Source organism: Sphingobium sp. RS1 (assembly GCF_056156825.1).
The window spans coordinates 3,371,263-3,387,460 of record NZ_JBLZXE010000002.1 but is presented as its reverse complement, the minus strand read 5'-3'; the positions used below and the strand labels follow the sequence as shown (position 1 = coordinate 3,387,460).

Sequence of the window (16,198 nt, the reverse complement as noted above, 5' to 3'; positions counted from 1 at the left end):
CAAGCAAACCATAGCCCATGGGGTGGGAGCCATCCTCATGGCGCGTCGTATGGACAACCCACCCATGACTGATATGCTGACGCTGCTGGAAGATCATTGGGGCTGGCTGATCTTCGCCGCGCTGCTCGGCATCGCGGAGGTGATGATCCCCGGCGTCTTCCTCATCTGGGTCGCGATCGCCGCCGCCATCACCGGCCTCGTCGCGCTTGCCCTGCCCATCGGCCTGCCCGTGCAACTGCTGCTCTTCGCGGCGCTCAGCCTCGTCGCGGTCTATGCCGGCCGCCGCTGGTATGTCGACAATCCGGTCCCCTCGTCCGACCCGCTGCTCAACGACCGCAGCGCCCGGCTGATCGGCCAGAATGTCACCGTGGTCGATCCGATCGTCGGCGGCGAAGGCCGGGTGAAGGTCGGCGACAGCGTCTGGAGCGCCACCGGCCCGGACGCCACCGCCGGCGCCCGGATGCGGGTCACCGGCGTCGACGGCACGATCCTGCGGGTGGAAAGCCTCTAGCCCTCGCCCCTGAACCGACAGCCGTTCGCCCTGAGCCTGTCAAAGGGCTCTACCTCTCCCGACAAAAGTGGGCTTCGACAGGCTCGAAACGAACGGACACAGATTTTAGAAGTCCACGGTCGCCGACAGCCACAGCCGCCGCCCTTCCTGATTGATCGAATAGGCCGGCGTATAGGCCGTGACATTGGCCGCCGTCTGGTACGGCACATAGATCGCATAGTCGGTGTCCAGCACATTATAGACCGTCGCGGCGAGGCGGAAGGCCGGCGTCACCTGATACGATCCGCCCAGATGGAACACTTCGTAACTGCGGAAGTCGCCCACTTCGCTCTGCTGCACATTGGCGCCGCGATAGCGGCTCGACCGCACTTCCGCCCGCGCCCAGACGCTCGCCTTCTCGCCCAGCTTCCAGCGCAGATTGCCGTTCAGCATATGCTTGGGCATGCCGATCAGCGGCAGCCCCTCTTCCGACCCGCTCAACTGCTCCGTCTGCGTATAGGTATAGTTGACCGAGAGCGACACCGCCGGGGTGAAGGCAAAGCGCGTCGCCACTTCCACGCCGCGCGTCCGCGCCTTGTCGATATTGGTCGACTGGCTGAACATCTCGACATTGGGGAAATTGCCGACATCGACACAGCCCGGCAGGTCGGGCGCCACCGAATAGCGGCAATTGGGCACGCCCGGTCCGCTGGCGATCTTGTCGGTAAAGTCGTTGTTGAACAGCGTCACATTGCCGCTGAACAAACCCTGCCCGTCATAATAGAGGCCCGCTTCATAGCTGGTGCTGGTTTCCGGCGTCAGCCCCGGCGATCCCAGCAGCGGTACCCGCCCCTGACTGCCGAAACCGATGATCCCCTCGGCGATCTGCTCGACCCGCGGCGTCTTGAACCCGCGGCTCACCCCGCCCTTCAGCGTCAGCACCTCATTGATGTTCCACACGCCATAGACGCGCGGCGACCATTTATCGCCGAAAGTGCTGTGATTGTCATAGCGCGCGCCGCCAGTGATGTTGAACCCGTCCACCACCGTCAGGGTCGCTTCGGCAAAGCCCGCCCATTGCGTGAATTTGAACGGTTCGGGCGCCACGCCCTCGACCATCCGCGCCTTCCAATATTGTCCGCCCACGGTGAAGGCGAGCCTGCCGACCTTCCCCGCAAAGCGCGAATCCAATATGTCGTTGCGCGCCTCCAGCGTGCGCGGGCTGCCCGGCGTCGCCCCCGGCGTGCCGTTGGGGATCAGCCGGCCGATCGTCTCCGTCTCGTTGCGGGTCAGCGTCGTGTCCAGCTGGCCAAAGCCCATCCGCCATGTATGCGCGACCACATAGTTGGAGCGGTTGAATCGCTGTTCCGGCGCATAGCCGCCCGACCCCAGCGTGCCCAACTGCCCCTCGCTATTGTCATAGCTTTGCTCGTTGCGGTCGAATTCGAACCACAGATCATGGTCGGCATGCGGCGTCAGGCTCAGCCGCCCGCCATAATTGTAAATGTCCGACCGCACCGGATTGCGCCCCAGCGTCAGCGCCGGATCGCCCGGAATGTCGATGTTCGATCCCTCGCGATGGAACACACTGCCCCGCAGCGTCAGCCCCAGCAGGTCGCGGATCACCGGCCCCTGCACAAATCCGTTCACCGACTGGATATTGCCGAAGCGGTCATCGCCCTGAATCGTGCTTTCCGCGCTCGCCGTGCCGACCCAGCGGTCGCCGACCTTGCGGGTGATGATGTTGACGACGCCGCCCATCGCGTCCGACCCGTACAGCGTGGACATCGGCCCGCGCACCACCTCGATCCGGTCGATCGCGGAAAAGGGCGGCAGGAAGCTGGTCGATGTCTCGCCAAAGCCGTTCGGCGTCACCCCGCCCGGCGCATTCTGGCGGCGGCCATCGATCAGGACCAGCGTATAGTCGCTCGGCATGCCGCGAATGGAGATGTTGAGGCCACCGGTCTTGCCCGCTTCGCCGCCGACATCCACGCCCTGCACATCCTGCAAGGCTTCGGCCAGGCTGCCGAACCTTTTCTCCTGCAATTCCTCGCGCCCCAGCACGGTGATGCTGGCCGGCGCCTCGACGATATTCTGCTCATAGCCCGCCGCCGTCACGACGATGGCGGAGCTGCTGTCGCCCTCCGCCGGCCCGGCCTCCGGCGCCGCATCGGCGGCAATCGCCGCCGATCCCATCACCGCCAGCGCCAACGCCCCGGCCCCACCAAAAGCCCGCGCCACCACGCCCAACCGCCTCGACCCCATAAACCCCCCTCACAGCTAATGCGAATGCGTATCACTAATACGCCCGCCGTTGAGAGGGACGGCAAAGGGAAGTCAATGAAGCGGAACGGGTTGGGGGCGACGGAAACTATTCGTTACAGAGGGGAGACGGATTTATGGCTTAGGAAAAGAGTTGAGCCTCATAACCGGTGCGATAGCCACATTTGTCACGACACGATGCTAATCAACCTTTGCGCTCAGACAATCTTCGCGGCCAGAGCTTTAATCATCTGCAAGGATCGTTCGAAAGGACTGAGAATTGCGTTATAAGTTATCCAGCAGTCATGCTGAGCTTCAGCGCTCACCTCTGGGGGCAGGATGTTTACGGGAACGTGCAGCTGTGAGGTCATTGATCCAAAGCGCCACCAGCACCATACTGACGATTATCTGCAGCGAGAAGAGCATTCTCACCGCCGTATGGTTGGGAGAGATATCGCCAAAGGTCGCTGTGGTCGCCCCGCCGATACTGAAATATAGGAAGTCCGCATATCCCAACTTCGCATTCGAGGCTCGGATATAAGCTTCGAAAGCCTCATACATTCGACTATTTAAATCATAGATGCTGAGTTCATGCTCCATGAGCTTCTTTTCGAGTGCGTCGGTTTCGCTACGGCGTGCGAGATACGAGCGTTGCTCTGGCAACTTCTGAAATTCAGGCAGATTTTTAAGAATATAATCGCTCGCCGCGATATCCACCTCAATCGACGTCACCCGAAGCTTGGCGATCTCTAAACTGAGATTCGCATGTTCAATCGCATCTGCTCCTGCTGGCAACTCTTCGTTGGCTTTTGCGCCATGACGTTTAAGGATTGCCCTCTGACGATCGACTAGAGACGCGATTTTAGCGCTGATTGGACCGACCAGAGTTTGGCGATATGCATTCGCTTGTCGCCACTGACTCGCCTCGAAGCTTTTATATTGTGCTTGATCAGCGGCCCGCCTTGCCCGCACAGTTTTCCCTTCTGAATCGATGACAGCAGTAAGCTTCTGCAACTCAGCATAGACCCTGCGGATCTTTGCTACTGCCGCATCAATATCTGGATTGGCAAATTGTGGCAGCGGCCTCCCGGAACTGAGACTATAGGACCGTGCCGCAACGTTGAGATCGAGAGGCAGGTCGTTAACCTCATTTTCGACCCTGAAATAGTCTGGGCGTGCGATCCAGATCGCCTGATAGAGAAATGCCATCAGCACGACTTCGAGAAACAGTGATAGCGGCTTCCAGTGCCGCTGCAACGTTGGTGAAATAGCGAGCCTCATGCTGCCCCCCCCTATGCGTCTAGCATTTATACGAAGTAAAATTACGGCAGCTAACAAATGACGCCGGAAACATGATCGCTGTTATCGCTCTAGATCGCTTTAGGCGATCCAGTTTGGCTCCATGTGCAAGGCATCTATCTAGTCGTTAGCACTCCAAACACGACATTCCCTTCTCCCCCTCCTATTCCCCTGTCCTACACACCCCATCCCATGCCACCCTCCCCGGCATGACCCAGCCAGACCTGCTCCAATTCGCCCCCGTCACCCTCGCCCGCCGCGCGCGGGGGTGGTCGTCCGACGCGCAAAAGGCGTTCATCGCCGCGCTGTCTCGCTGCGGCGTGGTGGCGCAGGCGGCGCGCAGCGTCGGCTGTTCGCCGCGATCGGCTTATTATCTGCGGGCGCGGCCCGGCGCGGAAAGCTTCGCTGCCGCCTGGGACTGGGCGCTGGAAATGGGGCTGGACGAAAGCCGGGGCCGCGCCATCGCCATCGCGAAGGAAAGGCAGGAGCGCCCGATCGTCCGGCGCGGGCAGGTGGTGGGCACGCGCACCCAAATCAATCACCGCCTGCTCTTCGCCGCCCTGCGCGCGCTCGGCACCGACTGCCGCGACAGCGGCACCATCCTCCCCCATCGCGAACGGATCGCCACCCGCCACATGCTCGCCCGACTGGCGCAGGCCGGCCCCTATTCGCCGGAGGAATGGCAGTGCATCCACCCCATCCTCATGCAGGCCAGCGGCGCCATGCCACCCTCGCCAGCCGCCGATCCCGCCCAAACCCCAGCCTTGTCATAATCTGTCGCCAGTAGGAAATAACATGTCGAAATCTGCGGGAAATATGCGAAGTTAAGGGAAAGACCCCCCACCGGAGACATCCCCTGATGCTGACCACCCGCCGCGAGCTGCTCGCCGCCGGCGCCTCTGCCGCCGCCCTTTCGACCATCCCCGCGCGCGCCGCCGAAAGCCCCGATGCCGCCGCGCAGGCGCTGCTGTCCGACATGGCCGAAGCGATGCTGGCCGACGCCCCCGAAACCGCGAGCGGCCTTGGCATCGACACCGGCGCCCGTGCCGCGCTCAAGAGCCGCCTCGGCAACAAGACACCGGCGGGTCAGGCGCAGATCGCCGCCCATGTAAAGGACCGCCTCGCCAGGCTGCGCGCCATAGACCTCGCCCCGCTCTCACCCGCGACCCGCATCGATGTGGAAGTGGTGCTGACCGCGCATGAAACCGCGGCGGAAGGCTTCACCTTCCCCTTCGGCGACATGGCGATCATGAACAGCAACTGGTCCTATCGCAACAGCCCCTATGCCGTGGCGCAGAATACCGGCAGCTTCGTCGAAACCCCCGATTTCCTCGACTCCAACCATGTCATCCGGGACGCGGCCGACGCTGACGCCTATCTCGCCCGGCTGCGACTCTATGCCGCGAACCTCGACGGCGAAACCGAACGCCTGAAGCATGACGCCGGCCTCGGCATCACCGCCCCCGCCTTCCTGCTGGACAAGACGCTGGGCCAGATGAAGGCGGTGCAGGCCCAGCCCGTCGACCAACAGGTGCCCGTCGCCTCCATCGCCCGCCGCACGAAGGACATGCCCGGCGACTATGCCGCCAGGGCCGCGCAGATCGTCCGCGACACCGTCACCCCCGCCCTCGCCCGCCAGGTCGCCGAACTGCAACGCCAGCGCGCCAAGGCGACGATGGACGCGGGCGTCTGGAAATTTCGCGGCGGCGACGCTTATTATGCCTGGGCGCTGAAAGCCGGCACCACCACCACCCTGTCGCCCGACGAAGTCCACAAGCTCGGCCTCGCCCAGCTTGCCGCGCTGCAATCGGAAATGGACGGCCTGCTCAAGCAATTGGGCATGACCAAGGGCACGGTCGGCGAACGCATGACCGCCATGGGCAAAGACCCGCGCTATCTCTTCCCGAACGACGATAATGGCCGCCAGCAGATCCTGTCCTTCATCGACGGCCGCCTCGCCGACATCCGCACCCGCCTGCCCCGCGCCTTCGCCACGCTCGTCCCCGCCAAGCTGATCGTAAAGCGCGTGCCGGTGGAGATCGAGGCGGGCGCGCCCGGCGCCTATGCCGGCGCCGGCTCGATCGACGGCTCGGTCCCCGGCAACTATTATATCAACCTGCGCGATACGAGCATCTGGCCGCGCTACTCGCTGCCCACCCTCTGCTATCATGAAGGGATACCCGGCCATATCTGGCAGGGCGAATATACCTATAAACTCCCGCTCATCCGCTCGCTCCTCGCCTTCAACGCCTATAGCGAGGGCTGGGCGCTCTATGCCGAGCAGCTGGGCGACGAGCTGGGCGCCTATGACGGCGATATCGCCGGGCGCCTCGGCTATCTGCAATCCATCGCCTATCGCTGCTGCCGTCTCGTGGTCGACACCGGCCTCCATGCGAAGCGCTGGACCCGCGAGAAGGCGATCCACTGGTTCGCCACCACCAACGGCTCCAGCGTGGAAGATGTGCAGGGCGAAGTGGACCGCTACTGCGCCTGGCCGGGTCAGGCCTGCGGCTACAAGGTCGGCCATGGCGAAATCGTCCGCCTGCGCGGAATGGCGCAACAGGCGCTGGGCGACAAGTTCGACTTCCGCCTCTTCAACGACGCCGTGGTCAAGGGCGGCGGCGTGCCGATGACCGTGCTGGCGAAGAATGTCGACGCCTATGTGGCGGAGCGGAAGGGAGCCTAACCGCCGTCATTGCGAGCGCAGCGAAGCAATCCACGTAGCGCCACGATGGATTGCTTCGCTACGCTCGCAATGACGAATATGAAAAAAGGCCGGAGGATCGCTCTCCCGGCCTTTCCTACTTCCGCAAAACCTGTCTTAACCGACGAAAGCGCGCTCAATCACGAACTGCCCCGGCGTCGCGTTCGACCCTTCGGTGAAGCCCTGCTCCTCGAAATAGGCGCCGAACTGCTTTATCATCTCCATGCTGCCGCACATCATGATCCGGTCGGTCTCAGGGTCGAACTTCGCAGCACCAGGAATCCCCTCGAACAGTGCGCCGCTCTCGACCAGCTTGTCGATCCGCGCGGTATGGCCGTCGAACGGCTCGCGCGTCACGGTCGGCACATAGTGGAACTGGCCGGCGGCCTGTTCCGACACCAGCGGGTCTTCCGACCACTTGCCTTCCATCTCGTCACGGAAAGCGAGGTCACTTACCCGGCGGACCGAATGCACCACCACGACCTGCTCGTAAAATTCGTAGACGTCCGGGTCGCGCGGCAGGCTCAGGAACGGCGCCAGACCCGTACCGGTCGACAGCATGAACAGCCGCTTGCCCGGCAACAGGGCATCGGTGACCAGCGTGCCGGTCGGCTTGCGACCGAGATAAATCTGGTCGCCCGGCTCGATCTTCTGGAGCTTGCTGGTCAGCGGACCATCCTGCACCTTGATCGACAGGAACTCGATTTCCTCGTCCCAGGCCGGGCTGGCGATCGAGTAGGCGCGCAGCAGCGGCTTGCCATTGTCGCCCTTCAGCCCGATCATGATGAACTCGCCCGACCGGAAGCGGAAGCTGGCCGGTCGCGTGATGCGGAAGCTGAACAGATGCTCGTTCCAATGCTTCACCGACAGCACGGTTTCCACGGAAAGCGCGCCGGTGGGTTCCAGAACCGGCTTTTCGATCGTCTCGTCGGTCAACAGTCTATCCTTGCATTACATGCGCATCGCACCGGCGACGCCTTTTGCGGATCGTTCGCAATAAAGTCGAAATCCGCGAATGGCCCCTCTGCACTACGAAGGCAAGGCCAAAAAAACTTGTGGTCGCGATAGGGCGCCCTTTGCGCGGGCGCCCCACCCCCACCCCCACCCTTGTCGCTTAACCGAAAAGCCCCTTGGCGATACCGCCCAGTTCATTGAGCGGATTGCCGTCGCCATCCTTATCGAAAAAGCCGCCCAGCTTGCCAAGGATCGCTTCCGGCCCGCCGAACGCACCCAGCAACTCCTGCAACTTGTCGGCCGACACGCCATGTTCAGCCGCTGTCTCGGCCAGCGCGGTCACGCTCGTCTCGCCCGAACCGATCTTGGCGCTGATCTCGCTGAACAGGCCCTGCATCTGCTCCGGCGTCACGCCGATCTGGGCCGCGATCGCGTCCAGCCCACCGAATTTGCCAATCAGATCGTCAAACATGCCCATAACTCCCGCATAAAAGGTCGGGCTGCATGATAGCAGCTTGCGCCCTTGATCCAAAGCAAAAGGGCCGGAGGATCGCTCCCCCGGCCCCTTGCCTTGCGTAATGCGATGGATCAGGCGGCGACCAGCGCCGCGCCGCGCACGCCATCGTCGACATGGTCCACGAACTGCGCGAAATTGTCCACGAACGCCTTCACCAGCGTGGCGGCGGTCGCGTCATAGGCACCCTTGTCGGCCCACATGGCGCGCGGGTCGAGGATGGTCGGCTCCACGCCATTGACCGCCACCGGCACTTCGAAGCCGAAGTTCGGATCGGTACGGAACTCGGCCTCGTTCAGGCTGCCGTCCAGCGCCGCGTTCAGCAGCGCGCGCGTCACCTTGATCGGCATGCGCTTGATCCCCGGCATCGTCGCCTTGCCGCCCGCCCAGCCGGTATTGACCAGCCAGCAGGTGACGCCGCCCTTGTTGATCCGCTCCTTGAGCAGATTGCCATAGACGCTGGGGTGGCGCGGCATGAAGGGCGCGCCGAAGCAGGTGGAGAAGGTGGCGGTCGGCTCGGTCACGCCGATCTCGGTCCCCGCGACGCGCGCGGTGTAACCGGACAGGAAGTGATACATCGCCTGTTCCGGGGTCAGCCGCGCGATCGGCGGCAGAACGCCATAGGCATCCGCGGTCAGGAAGATGATGTTCTTCGGGACCGGACCCAGATTCTTCTCCGACGTGTTCGGGATGAAGTCGATCGGGTAGGAACCGCGGCTATTTTCGGCCAGGCTATTGTCGTCCAGGTCGATCTCGCGCGTCTCCTCGTCGATCACGACATTTTCCAGCACCGTGCCGAACCGCTTGGTGGTGGCGAAGATCTCCGGCTCGGCCTCGGCCGACAGGTTGATCATCTTGGCATAGCAGCCGCCTTCGAAATTGAAGACCGCCGTGTCCGACCAGCCATGTTCGTCATCGCCGATCAGCGTGCGGCTGGCATCGGCCGACAGCGTCGTCTTGCCGGTGCCCGACAGGCCGAAGAAGACCGCCGTGTCGCCGTTCGGGCCGATATTGGCCGAACAGTGCATCGGCATCACGCCCTTCACCGGCAGCAGGTAATTGAGGATGCCGAACACCGACTTCTTCATCTCGCCGGCATAGCTGGTGCCACCGATCAGGATCAGCTTCTCGGTGAAGTTGACCGCAATCACGGTTTCGCTGCGGCAGCCATGGCGGGCCGGGTCGGCCTTGAAGGTCGGCAGGTCGATGATCGTATATTCGGGCGCAAAGCCGGTCAGCTCTTCCGCGCTCGGCCGCACCAGCAGCGTGCGGATGAACAGATTATGCCAGGCGCGCTCGTTGATGACGCGCACATTGACACGATGTTCGGGCTGCGATCCACCGAACAGATCGGCGACATAAAGCGTGCTCTTCTCGCCCAGCGCCTTGAAGAAATCTTCCTTCAGCGCCGCGAAATGCTCGGGCGTCATGGGCACGTTGGTCTTGCCCCACCATACGGTATCCTGCGTCTCGGCATCCTGCACGATGAACTTGTCGCTCGCCGACCGGCCGGTATGCTTGCCGGTCTTCACGACCAGCGGGCCGTCCTTGGACAATATGCCTTCGCCGTTGCGGACCGCTGCTTCGACCAGCGGCGCCGTGCCGAGATTCCAGAACTGGGTGGCATGGGTGGTGATGCCCTGGTCGGCCAGGGTGATTGAGGATTTGGCCTGCACGCCTTTACTCCTGATATGGTTTGCCTACCGCTTCACATTGCGTGAATGCGATCGATCCGCCCCTTGAGCCCCGCTTGTATTTACACGGCGTCTCTTGCTGCTGACATTCATTGGCATAGGACTTTGCGGACACAGCGTCAAATCCCCGCACGCGGCCATTTGTCCCGAATATCGACGCTCGGCGCGCAGGACCTTCCGCCTAGCCTTTCTTGCGAGCGGGGTCGCCATGGTCTAACGCTGCCTCTATATCCGCTTTTTCACGATCATCTGGGACACTGCATGACCGCAACCATCGCCCTGGTGGATGACGACAAGAATATCCTGACTTCGGTGTCGATCGCGCTTCAGGCCGAAGGCTTCATGACGCGCATCTATTCCGATCCCGAAGGCGCGCTGAAGGCGCTGCTGGACAATCCCGCCGACCTTGCCGTCTTCGATATCAAGATGCCGCGCATGGACGGGATCGAACTGCTGCGCCGCCTGCGCGAAAAGAGCCAGATGCCCGTCATCTTCCTGACATCCAAGGCCGACGAACTGGACGAGGCGCTGGGCCTCGCCATGGGCGCGGACGATTATATCGCCAAACCCTTTTCGCAGCGGTTGCTGCTCGCCCGCATCCGCGCCATCCTGCGCCGCGCAGAAGTCAGCAAGACGCCCGACGCGCCGGACGAACCCGTCGCCGAACCCATCATACGCGGCCGGCTGGCCATGGACCCCGCCCGACACCGGGTAAAATGGAACGGGCAGGACGTAACGCTCACCGTCACGGAATTTCTGATTCTGGAAACCCTTGCCCAGCGGCCCGGCGTGGTCAAGAACCGCAATCAGTTAATGGACGCCGCCTATCAGGATGACGTCTATGTCGACGACCGCACGATCGACAGTCATATCAAGCGGCTCCGCCGCAAATTCCGCGAGGTCGACTCCGATTTCAACGCAATCGACACCCTCTATGGCGCCGGCTACCGATTCTCCGAAGAATGACTGCGCGCCGCTGTCGGTGCGCTGGTCGGGGCGACTGAGCCTCACGCCGCGCATTCTGGCGGTCAACGTCTTCGCGCTCGCCCTGCTGGCGGGCGGCTTCTTCTATCTCGACAGCTATCGCACCCGCATCGTCGACGACCGGCTGGAACAGTCGGCGCGTGAATTGAAGCTGCTCGCCATCGGGCTGGAGAATGCTCCGGCGGACCGGCACAATGCGCTGATCGCTGCCTATTCGCGCCAGACGGGCGACCGGGTGCGGCGCTATGGCGCCAATGGCGCGCTGATCGCCGACAGCTTCACCATGGATGCGCCCCGCTATCGCCTGCGCCTGCCGTCCGAAGAGGAATGGCAGCGGCATGTCGCCCGCTTCCTCGACAAGGCAGTGGACAAGATCGTCTCCGCCGACCGCCCGCCCGATTTCGAGGAGCCGACGATCGATCGCGCCGACGCCTGGCCCGAAGTCGCCGTTGCGCGCAAATCCGGCCAACCGCAGGCGCTCAACCGCTATGCCCCCGACCGCACCTTCATGATCTCCGCCGCCGTGCCCGTACGGGACGGCTCCAGCCTGCTCGCGACCGAAAATGCCCGCGACATCACCCGCACCGTGCGCGCCGAACGGCTGCGCCTGGGCATGGTACTCGCCGTCGCGGTGCTGGCCTCGGTCCTGCTCTCGCTCTTCCTAGCCCGCACCATCGTCCGCCCGCTCCAGGGCCTCGCCCGCGCCGCCGTCCGCGTCCGCCTCGGCCGCGCCCGCGAAGTGACGGTCCCCCGCCTGCCCGAGCGGCGCGACGAGATCGGCATGCTGGCCCGCGCCCTGTCGGACATGAGCCTGGCGCTGCGCCAGCGGATCGACGCGACTGACGCCTTCGCCGCGGACGTCAGCCATGAACTCAAGAACCCGATCGCCTCGCTCCGCTCCGCCCTTGACGCGCTGGATCGGGTGGACCGGCCGGACCTACGCGAACAGCTGATGGAAATCGCGCAGGACGATGTCCGCCGCCTCGACCGGCTCGTCACCGACATTGCCGAAGCCTCGCGCGTCGACGCTGAACTGTCCCGCACCCGGTTCGAGCCGATCGACCTTGGCCTGCTCATCGAAAAGATGGTCATCGCGCGCGAGGCCCGCGGCGTGCCGCGCGGCGTCCGCCTCGCCTTCGCCCGCCCGCGCAAGGATGTCGCCGTGGTGCTGGGCGAGGAAGGCCGGCTGGTGCGCGTCCTCGACAACCTGATCGACAATGCGATCTCCTTCTCGCCCGACGCCGGCTTGGTCCAGATCATCGCCACCGTCGCCGACGATCAGGTCATGGTCAGCGTCGAGGATGAAGGCCCCGGCGTCCCCGAATCCGAGCGCGAACATATTTTCCGCCGCTTCCACAGCGTCCGGCCGGAAGGGGAAGCCTTCGGCAAGCATAGCGGCCTTGGCCTCGCCATCGCCCGCTCGATCGTGGAAGGACATCAGGGCAGGATCGCCATCGGCGACCGCGAAGATGCCCAGAATGGTGCCCGTTTCGTCGTCCGCCTGCCCATGGCGGTGGAGCGTGATCCGGGCATCGTGTCGGAATAGGACGAAAGACTGGCGGAGCGGCATGGCCTTCCTTGCCAACTCAGGTTAGAAGGATCGCCAAGGGGTTATGGCGCGCGCACTTTCATCAGAGACGCTGCATGCAACGAGCGTGGCCATTGATGGCCGCGTCGTCCTGCTGCGCGGGCCAAGCGGCAGCGGCAAGTCCGACCTTGCCCTGCGCCTGATCGACCGGGGCGCCGCCCTCGTCAGCGACGACTATACTTTGGTAAAGCGCATCGACGGCCATCTGTTCGCCACCGCACCGGACACGATCCGGGGCAAGATGGAGGTACGCGGCATCGGCATCGTCGCCATGGCGGCGCTGTCGGACGCACCGGTCGCGCTCATCGCCGACCTGTTCGATCCGGTCGACCGCATGCCGCTGGAGCCGGTCCATCGCACCGTCGCCGGCATCGCCGTGCCGGTGGTGAAGATTGCCCCGTTCGAAGCCTCCGCCCCGATCAAGGTCGAACTGGCGCTCCGCACGCTGGGGCTGGACCCGGCATGACCCAGCCCAAGACCATCCTCCTCCTTTCCGGCCTGTCCGGCGCGGGCAAGACCACCGCGCTCAAGACGCTTGAGGATATGGGCTGGGAGGTGGTCGACAACCTCCCCCTCGTCCTGCTCGACCGGCTGCTCGACACACCCCTGCCCGCCGGCCATGCCGGGGTTGACGAACGACCGCTCGCGCTCGGCATCGACGCGCGCACCCGCGATTTCGACGCCAACGCCATCGTCCAGCGCATCAGGGCGATGCGCGAACGCCACGGCCATGACATCGACACACTCTTCCTCGATTGCTCCAGCGCCGAACTGGAGCGCCGCTTTGCCGAAACGCGCCGCCGCCACCCGCTCGCGCTCGATCGTCCGGCCGCTGACGGCATTGCCCGCGAACGGGAACTGACCGAACCGCTGCGCCGCTGGGCCACGCAGGTGATCGACACCACCAGCTTCACCAGCAACGCGCTCCAGCAGGAAATCCGCAGCCGCTTCTCACGCGAACGGCTGTCTGACCCGGTGCTGACCATCCTTTCCTTCGGCTTTTCGCGCGGAGTGCCGCGCAATGCCGACCTGATGTTCGACATGCGCTTCCTGCGCAATCCGCACTGGGACGACACGCTCCGCCCAAAGACCGGCCTGGACCCTGAAGTCGCCGCCTATATCGCCGCAGACCCCGCCTATGCGGAAGCGGTGGGCAAGATCGAGGATCTGCTCACCACCCTGCTGCCGCGCTATTCGGAGGGCGGAAAAGCCTATATCACCGTCGCGTTCGGCTGTACGGGGGGCAAGCACCGCTCCGTCCATGTCGCGGAACGTGTCGCGAAACACTTGCAAGAGGCCGGGTTTTCGCCCACCATCTTGCACCGCAATATTGAATCGACGCCCCAGGATGGTCTGGAGAAGCGTCGTCCGGGAGGCCCGAAAGCATAATCATGACAAAGGTGGGCCGCGAAAGCAGATGATCGGACTCGTACTCGTCACCCATGGGTCGCTGGCGACCGAATTCGTCGTAGCCATGGAACATGTGGTCGGACCGCAACAGCAGATCGAAACGATCTGCATCGGGCCGGAAGACGACATGGAATTGCGCCGCGCGGACATCGCCACGGCGGTCGCCCGCGTGAACAGCGGATCGGGCGTGATCCTGCTGACCGACCTGTTCGGCGGCACCCCGTCCAACCTTGCCATCTCCCTGCTCAAGGCGGGCGAGATAGAGGTGATTGCCGGCATCAACCTGCCCATGCTCATCCGTCTGGAAAGCGCGCGCAAGGTGATGGATGTGCGCGCCGCGGTTGCCGCCGCGCGCGAAGCCGGGCAGAAATATATCAGCGTAGCGTCGGAACTGTTGGGCAGCACCACATGAATGAAATCAGCCAGGAAGTCCGTATCAGCAACAAGCGCGGCCTCCACGCCCGCGCCAGCGCCAAATTCGTGACCCTGGCCAGCGGCCTGCCCGCCGACATCACCGTCAGCAAGGACGGCAACCATGTCACCGGCACCTCCATCATGGGCCTGATGATGCTGGGCGCCGCCATGGGCGATCACATCACCATCAAGGCCACCGGCCCCGAAGCCAGCGACTCCCTGGGCAAGCTGGTCGGCCTGGTCGAGGACAAGTTCGGGGAAGAATGAGGCTGGCTTTAGTGGCCGGGATGGGTGGGGAGCGGGCGGTCGGGTTTCAATTCAGCCGTGTTCCTGCGAAGGCAGGAACCCAGGGTAAAGAAGCGCTAAGCCGCCCCTAGGCTCCTGCTTTCGCAGGAGCACAGATCGTCCGTCATTGGTCGTCACCAACCCCGCCGCTTTCCGCTTCCAATATAGGATTTCCTCTGGTCCATCCTGATGGATGGACCAGCGCCGCCTCTCTCACGCGAAAAAATTTCACGCTTCGCCTGCCCCGGTGCGTGGCGGACGCGGCACCGTCGCATCACGAACGCGCAGGCATGACCCGGCCATCGCGCAAGAGGCGCGTCGCGAGCGCTTCGGGGCAGCCTCGCGAGCGCAAAAGCCGCAAAAACCCCTGCGACACTGTGAACTTCGCCCAGACGCGTCGCCGTTACCCTGCCGCGACCGCCTCATCCGCTCCGCGCATCCGGGTGAAGATATTCCAGGTCGCGATGAACAGCGCCGCGATCACCGGCCCGATCACGATGCCGCTGAACCCGAACAGTTCCAGCCCACCCAGCGTGGAAATCAGCACGACATAGTCGGGAATCCGCGTGTCGCGCCCCACCAGGATCGGGCGCAGCACATTGTCGACCATGCCGATCACCAGCACGCCGCAGGCGACCAGCACCGCTCCCTGCCAGATCGACCCGGTCGCGAAGAGATAGATGGCGACGGGCGCCCAGACGATCGCCGTCCCCACCGCCGGCAGCAGCGAGAAGGCGCCCATCAGCACGCCCCACAGCAGCGCGCCCTGTATCCCCAGCGCCCAGAAGACGATGCCGCCGATCAGCCCCTGCACGATGGCGACCACAATGCTGCCCTTGATCGTGGCGCGGATGACGATAACGAACTGTTCGATCAGCGCCGTCCGCTGGCTGGGGCGCAGCGGCGCGGCCGCCGCGATCCGCCGCGACAGCGCTTCGCCATCGCGCAGCAGGAAATAGGTGAGGTACAGCATCACGCCCAGCGCGACGAGGAAGCTGAACGCGCTCTGCCCGATCTGGAACGCCTGCGCCGCCAGCGTGCGGAAACTGCTGGTCACGCCCTTCGTCACCATCTCCTGCGCGGCATAGAAGTTGGTGAGACCAAGGCGGCGGACATAGGGCCGCAGCCAGTCCGGCAACGCCGCGATCGTATCGGAAAAGAGCCGCACGAAATTGATCTCGCCCGTCTGGACCTTGCCATAGAAATAGGCCGCTTCCTGCAACAGCGCCGCGCTCAGCACAAAGGCCGGGACGATCACCACGCCCAGGATCAGCAGCAAGGTAATGAGCGCCGCGCCATTGGGATGCTTCGGGATAGCCGACAATATCTGCCGGTTGAGCGGCGCGAACACGATCGCGGCGATCACGCCCCACAGCACGGCGGCAAAGAAGGGCTCGATCACCAGCGCAAAGGCGATCGACACGACCAGCACGACGCCAAGGAAGAAGCCATCCTCGATTTTCGGCGTGACGTTCAGCGGCGGGGGCGTTTTGGCATCCATGACCGTCCCTTCGCAAAAATCGCGCGCCAAATCCATCGCCGAACGATCATCATAACCTGCCCCCTGTCCTTTTCGCCTTTCCATGGGTAAGGAGGCCGC

At 63.8% G+C, this 16,198-nt stretch carries 15 protein-coding genes; 9 read left to right on the top strand and 6 right to left on the bottom strand.

Annotation, left to right across the window (positions count from 1 at the left end; genetic code table 11):
• Nucleotides 1-64: 64 nt before the first annotated feature.
• On the top strand, nucleotides 65-511 hold the full coding sequence (locus ACNHGR_RS18330; protein WP_475287912.1) for an NfeD family protein: 447 nt from the start codon (nucleotides 65-67) through the stop codon (nucleotides 509-511).
• 105 nt (nucleotides 512-616) lie between these two features.
• Here ACNHGR_RS18330 and ACNHGR_RS18325 read toward each other — a convergent pair whose 3' ends face one another.
• Nucleotides 617-2,686 (bottom strand): TonB-dependent receptor domain-containing protein, encoded by a 2,070-nt coding sequence (locus tag ACNHGR_RS18325; RefSeq protein ID WP_475288473.1) that lies wholly within the window; start codon nucleotides 2,684-2,686, stop codon nucleotides 617-619.
• A 381-nt stretch (nucleotides 2,687-3,067) separates the two neighbouring features.
• Complete coding sequence (locus tag ACNHGR_RS18320; protein ID WP_475287911.1) at nucleotides 3,068-4,033, bottom strand: potassium channel family protein; 966 nt, start codon at nucleotides 4,031-4,033, stop codon at nucleotides 3,068-3,070.
• A gap of 227 nt (nucleotides 4,034-4,260) precedes the next feature.
• Here ACNHGR_RS18320 and ACNHGR_RS18315 point away from each other — a divergent pair, with 227 nt between their 5' ends.
• Together ACNHGR_RS18315 and ACNHGR_RS18310 are read left to right on the top strand one after the other, a co-directional pair.
• Complete coding sequence (locus ACNHGR_RS18315) at nucleotides 4,261-4,824, top strand: hypothetical protein (RefSeq protein ID WP_475287909.1); 564 nt, start codon at nucleotides 4,261-4,263, stop codon at nucleotides 4,822-4,824.
• A gap of 86 nt (nucleotides 4,825-4,910) precedes the next feature.
• Nucleotides 4,911-6,737 carry a DUF885 domain-containing protein gene (locus ACNHGR_RS18310; protein ID WP_475287908.1) on the top strand — a complete coding sequence of 609 codons (1,827 nt, stop codon included), beginning with the start codon at nucleotides 4,911-4,913 and terminating at the stop codon, nucleotides 6,735-6,737.
• Between the two features lie 135 nt (nucleotides 6,738-6,872).
• Here the strand turns inward: ACNHGR_RS18310 and ACNHGR_RS18305 are convergent, their stop codons facing one another.
• The 3 genes from ACNHGR_RS18305 to ACNHGR_RS18295 form a co-directional block, all read right to left on the bottom strand.
• A complete protein-coding gene (locus ACNHGR_RS18305) occupies nucleotides 6,873-7,691 on the bottom strand; it encodes a ferredoxin--NADP reductase (RefSeq protein ID WP_184270261.1) in 819 nt (272 codons plus the stop codon).
• A 178-nt stretch (nucleotides 7,692-7,869) separates the two neighbouring features.
• The gene (locus ACNHGR_RS18300; protein WP_475287906.1) at nucleotides 7,870-8,187 is read right to left on the bottom strand and encodes a hypothetical protein; all 318 of its coding nucleotides are present in this window, start codon (nucleotides 8,185-8,187) and stop codon (nucleotides 7,870-7,872) included.
• A gap of 110 nt (nucleotides 8,188-8,297) precedes the next feature.
• Nucleotides 8,298-9,899, bottom strand: coding sequence for a phosphoenolpyruvate carboxykinase (locus ACNHGR_RS18295; RefSeq protein ID WP_475287904.1), 1,602 nt, complete (start codon nucleotides 9,897-9,899; stop codon nucleotides 8,298-8,300).
• A 279-nt stretch (nucleotides 9,900-10,178) separates the two neighbouring features.
• On the opposite strand from ACNHGR_RS18295, the gene ACNHGR_RS18290 reads away from it, so the two are divergent.
• From ACNHGR_RS18290 to ACNHGR_RS18265, 6 genes are all read left to right on the top strand, one after another.
• Entirely contained in the window at nucleotides 10,179-10,883 is a 705-nt protein-coding gene (locus ACNHGR_RS18290) for a response regulator (RefSeq protein ID WP_475287903.1), read from the top strand.
• On the top strand, nucleotides 10,852-12,447 hold the full coding sequence (locus tag ACNHGR_RS18285; RefSeq protein WP_475287901.1) for a sensor histidine kinase: 1,596 nt from the start codon (nucleotides 10,852-10,854) through the stop codon (nucleotides 12,445-12,447). Before ACNHGR_RS18290 ends, ACNHGR_RS18285 begins: the two co-directional genes overlap by 32 nt.
• 67 nt (nucleotides 12,448-12,514) lie before the next feature.
• Complete coding sequence (locus ACNHGR_RS18280; RefSeq protein WP_475287899.1) at nucleotides 12,515-12,955, top strand: HPr kinase/phosphorylase; 441 nt, start codon at nucleotides 12,515-12,517, stop codon at nucleotides 12,953-12,955.
• On the top strand, nucleotides 12,952-13,878 hold the full coding sequence (rapZ, locus tag ACNHGR_RS18275) for an RNase adapter RapZ (protein WP_475287897.1): 927 nt from the start codon (nucleotides 12,952-12,954) through the stop codon (nucleotides 13,876-13,878). The genes ACNHGR_RS18280 and rapZ overlap by 4 nt, the downstream gene beginning before the upstream one ends.
• Nucleotides 13,879-13,906: 28 nt before the next feature.
• On the top strand, nucleotides 13,907-14,311 hold the full coding sequence (locus ACNHGR_RS18270; RefSeq protein ID WP_056683923.1) for a PTS sugar transporter subunit IIA: 405 nt from the start codon (nucleotides 13,907-13,909) through the stop codon (nucleotides 14,309-14,311).
• On the top strand, nucleotides 14,308-14,580 hold the full coding sequence (locus ACNHGR_RS18265) for an HPr family phosphocarrier protein (RefSeq protein ID WP_475287896.1): 273 nt from the start codon (nucleotides 14,308-14,310) through the stop codon (nucleotides 14,578-14,580). Before ACNHGR_RS18270 ends, ACNHGR_RS18265 begins: the two co-directional genes overlap by 4 nt.
• A gap of 421 nt (nucleotides 14,581-15,001) precedes the next feature.
• Here ACNHGR_RS18265 and ACNHGR_RS18260 read toward each other — a convergent pair whose 3' ends face one another.
• Entirely contained in the window at nucleotides 15,002-16,099 is a 1,098-nt protein-coding gene (locus ACNHGR_RS18260; RefSeq protein ID WP_475287895.1) for an AI-2E family transporter, read from the bottom strand.
• Between the last annotated feature and the right edge of the window lie 99 nt (nucleotides 16,100-16,198).

Bases quoted from the DNA above. Each gene is read 5' to 3' on its own strand.
- ACNHGR_RS18330 (WP_475287912.1), top strand. From the start codon at position 65: ATGACTGATATGCTGACGCTGCTGGAAGATCATTGGGGCTGGCTGATC.
- ACNHGR_RS18325 (WP_475288473.1), bottom strand. From the start codon at position 2,686: ATGGGATCGGCGGCGATTGCCGCCGATGCGGCGCCGGAGGCCGGGCCG.
- ACNHGR_RS18320 (WP_475287911.1), bottom strand. From the start codon at position 4,033: ATGAGGCTCGCTATTTCACCAACGTTGCAGCGGCACTGGAAGCCGCTA.
- ACNHGR_RS18315 (WP_475287909.1), top strand. From the start codon at position 4,261: ATGACCCAGCCAGACCTGCTCCAATTCGCCCCCGTCACCCTCGCCCGC.
- ACNHGR_RS18310 (WP_475287908.1), top strand. From the start codon at position 4,911: ATGCTGACCACCCGCCGCGAGCTGCTCGCCGCCGGCGCCTCTGCCGCC.
- ACNHGR_RS18300 (WP_475287906.1), bottom strand. From the start codon at position 8,187: ATGGGCATGTTTGACGATCTGATTGGCAAATTCGGTGGGCTGGACGCG.
- ACNHGR_RS18290 (WP_475287903.1), top strand. From the start codon at position 10,179: ATGACCGCAACCATCGCCCTGGTGGATGACGACAAGAATATCCTGACT.
- ACNHGR_RS18285 (WP_475287901.1), top strand. From the start codon at position 10,852: ATGGCGCCGGCTACCGATTCTCCGAAGAATGACTGCGCGCCGCTGTCG.
- ACNHGR_RS18280 (WP_475287899.1), top strand. From the start codon at position 12,515: ATGGCGCGCGCACTTTCATCAGAGACGCTGCATGCAACGAGCGTGGCC.
- rapZ (WP_475287897.1), top strand. From the start codon at position 12,952: ATGACCCAGCCCAAGACCATCCTCCTCCTTTCCGGCCTGTCCGGCGCG.
- ACNHGR_RS18270 (WP_056683923.1), top strand. From the start codon at position 13,907: ATGATCGGACTCGTACTCGTCACCCATGGGTCGCTGGCGACCGAATTC.
- ACNHGR_RS18265 (WP_475287896.1), top strand. From the start codon at position 14,308: ATGAATGAAATCAGCCAGGAAGTCCGTATCAGCAACAAGCGCGGCCTC.
- ACNHGR_RS18260 (WP_475287895.1), bottom strand. From the start codon at position 16,099: ATGGATGCCAAAACGCCCCCGCCGCTGAACGTCACGCCGAAAATCGAG.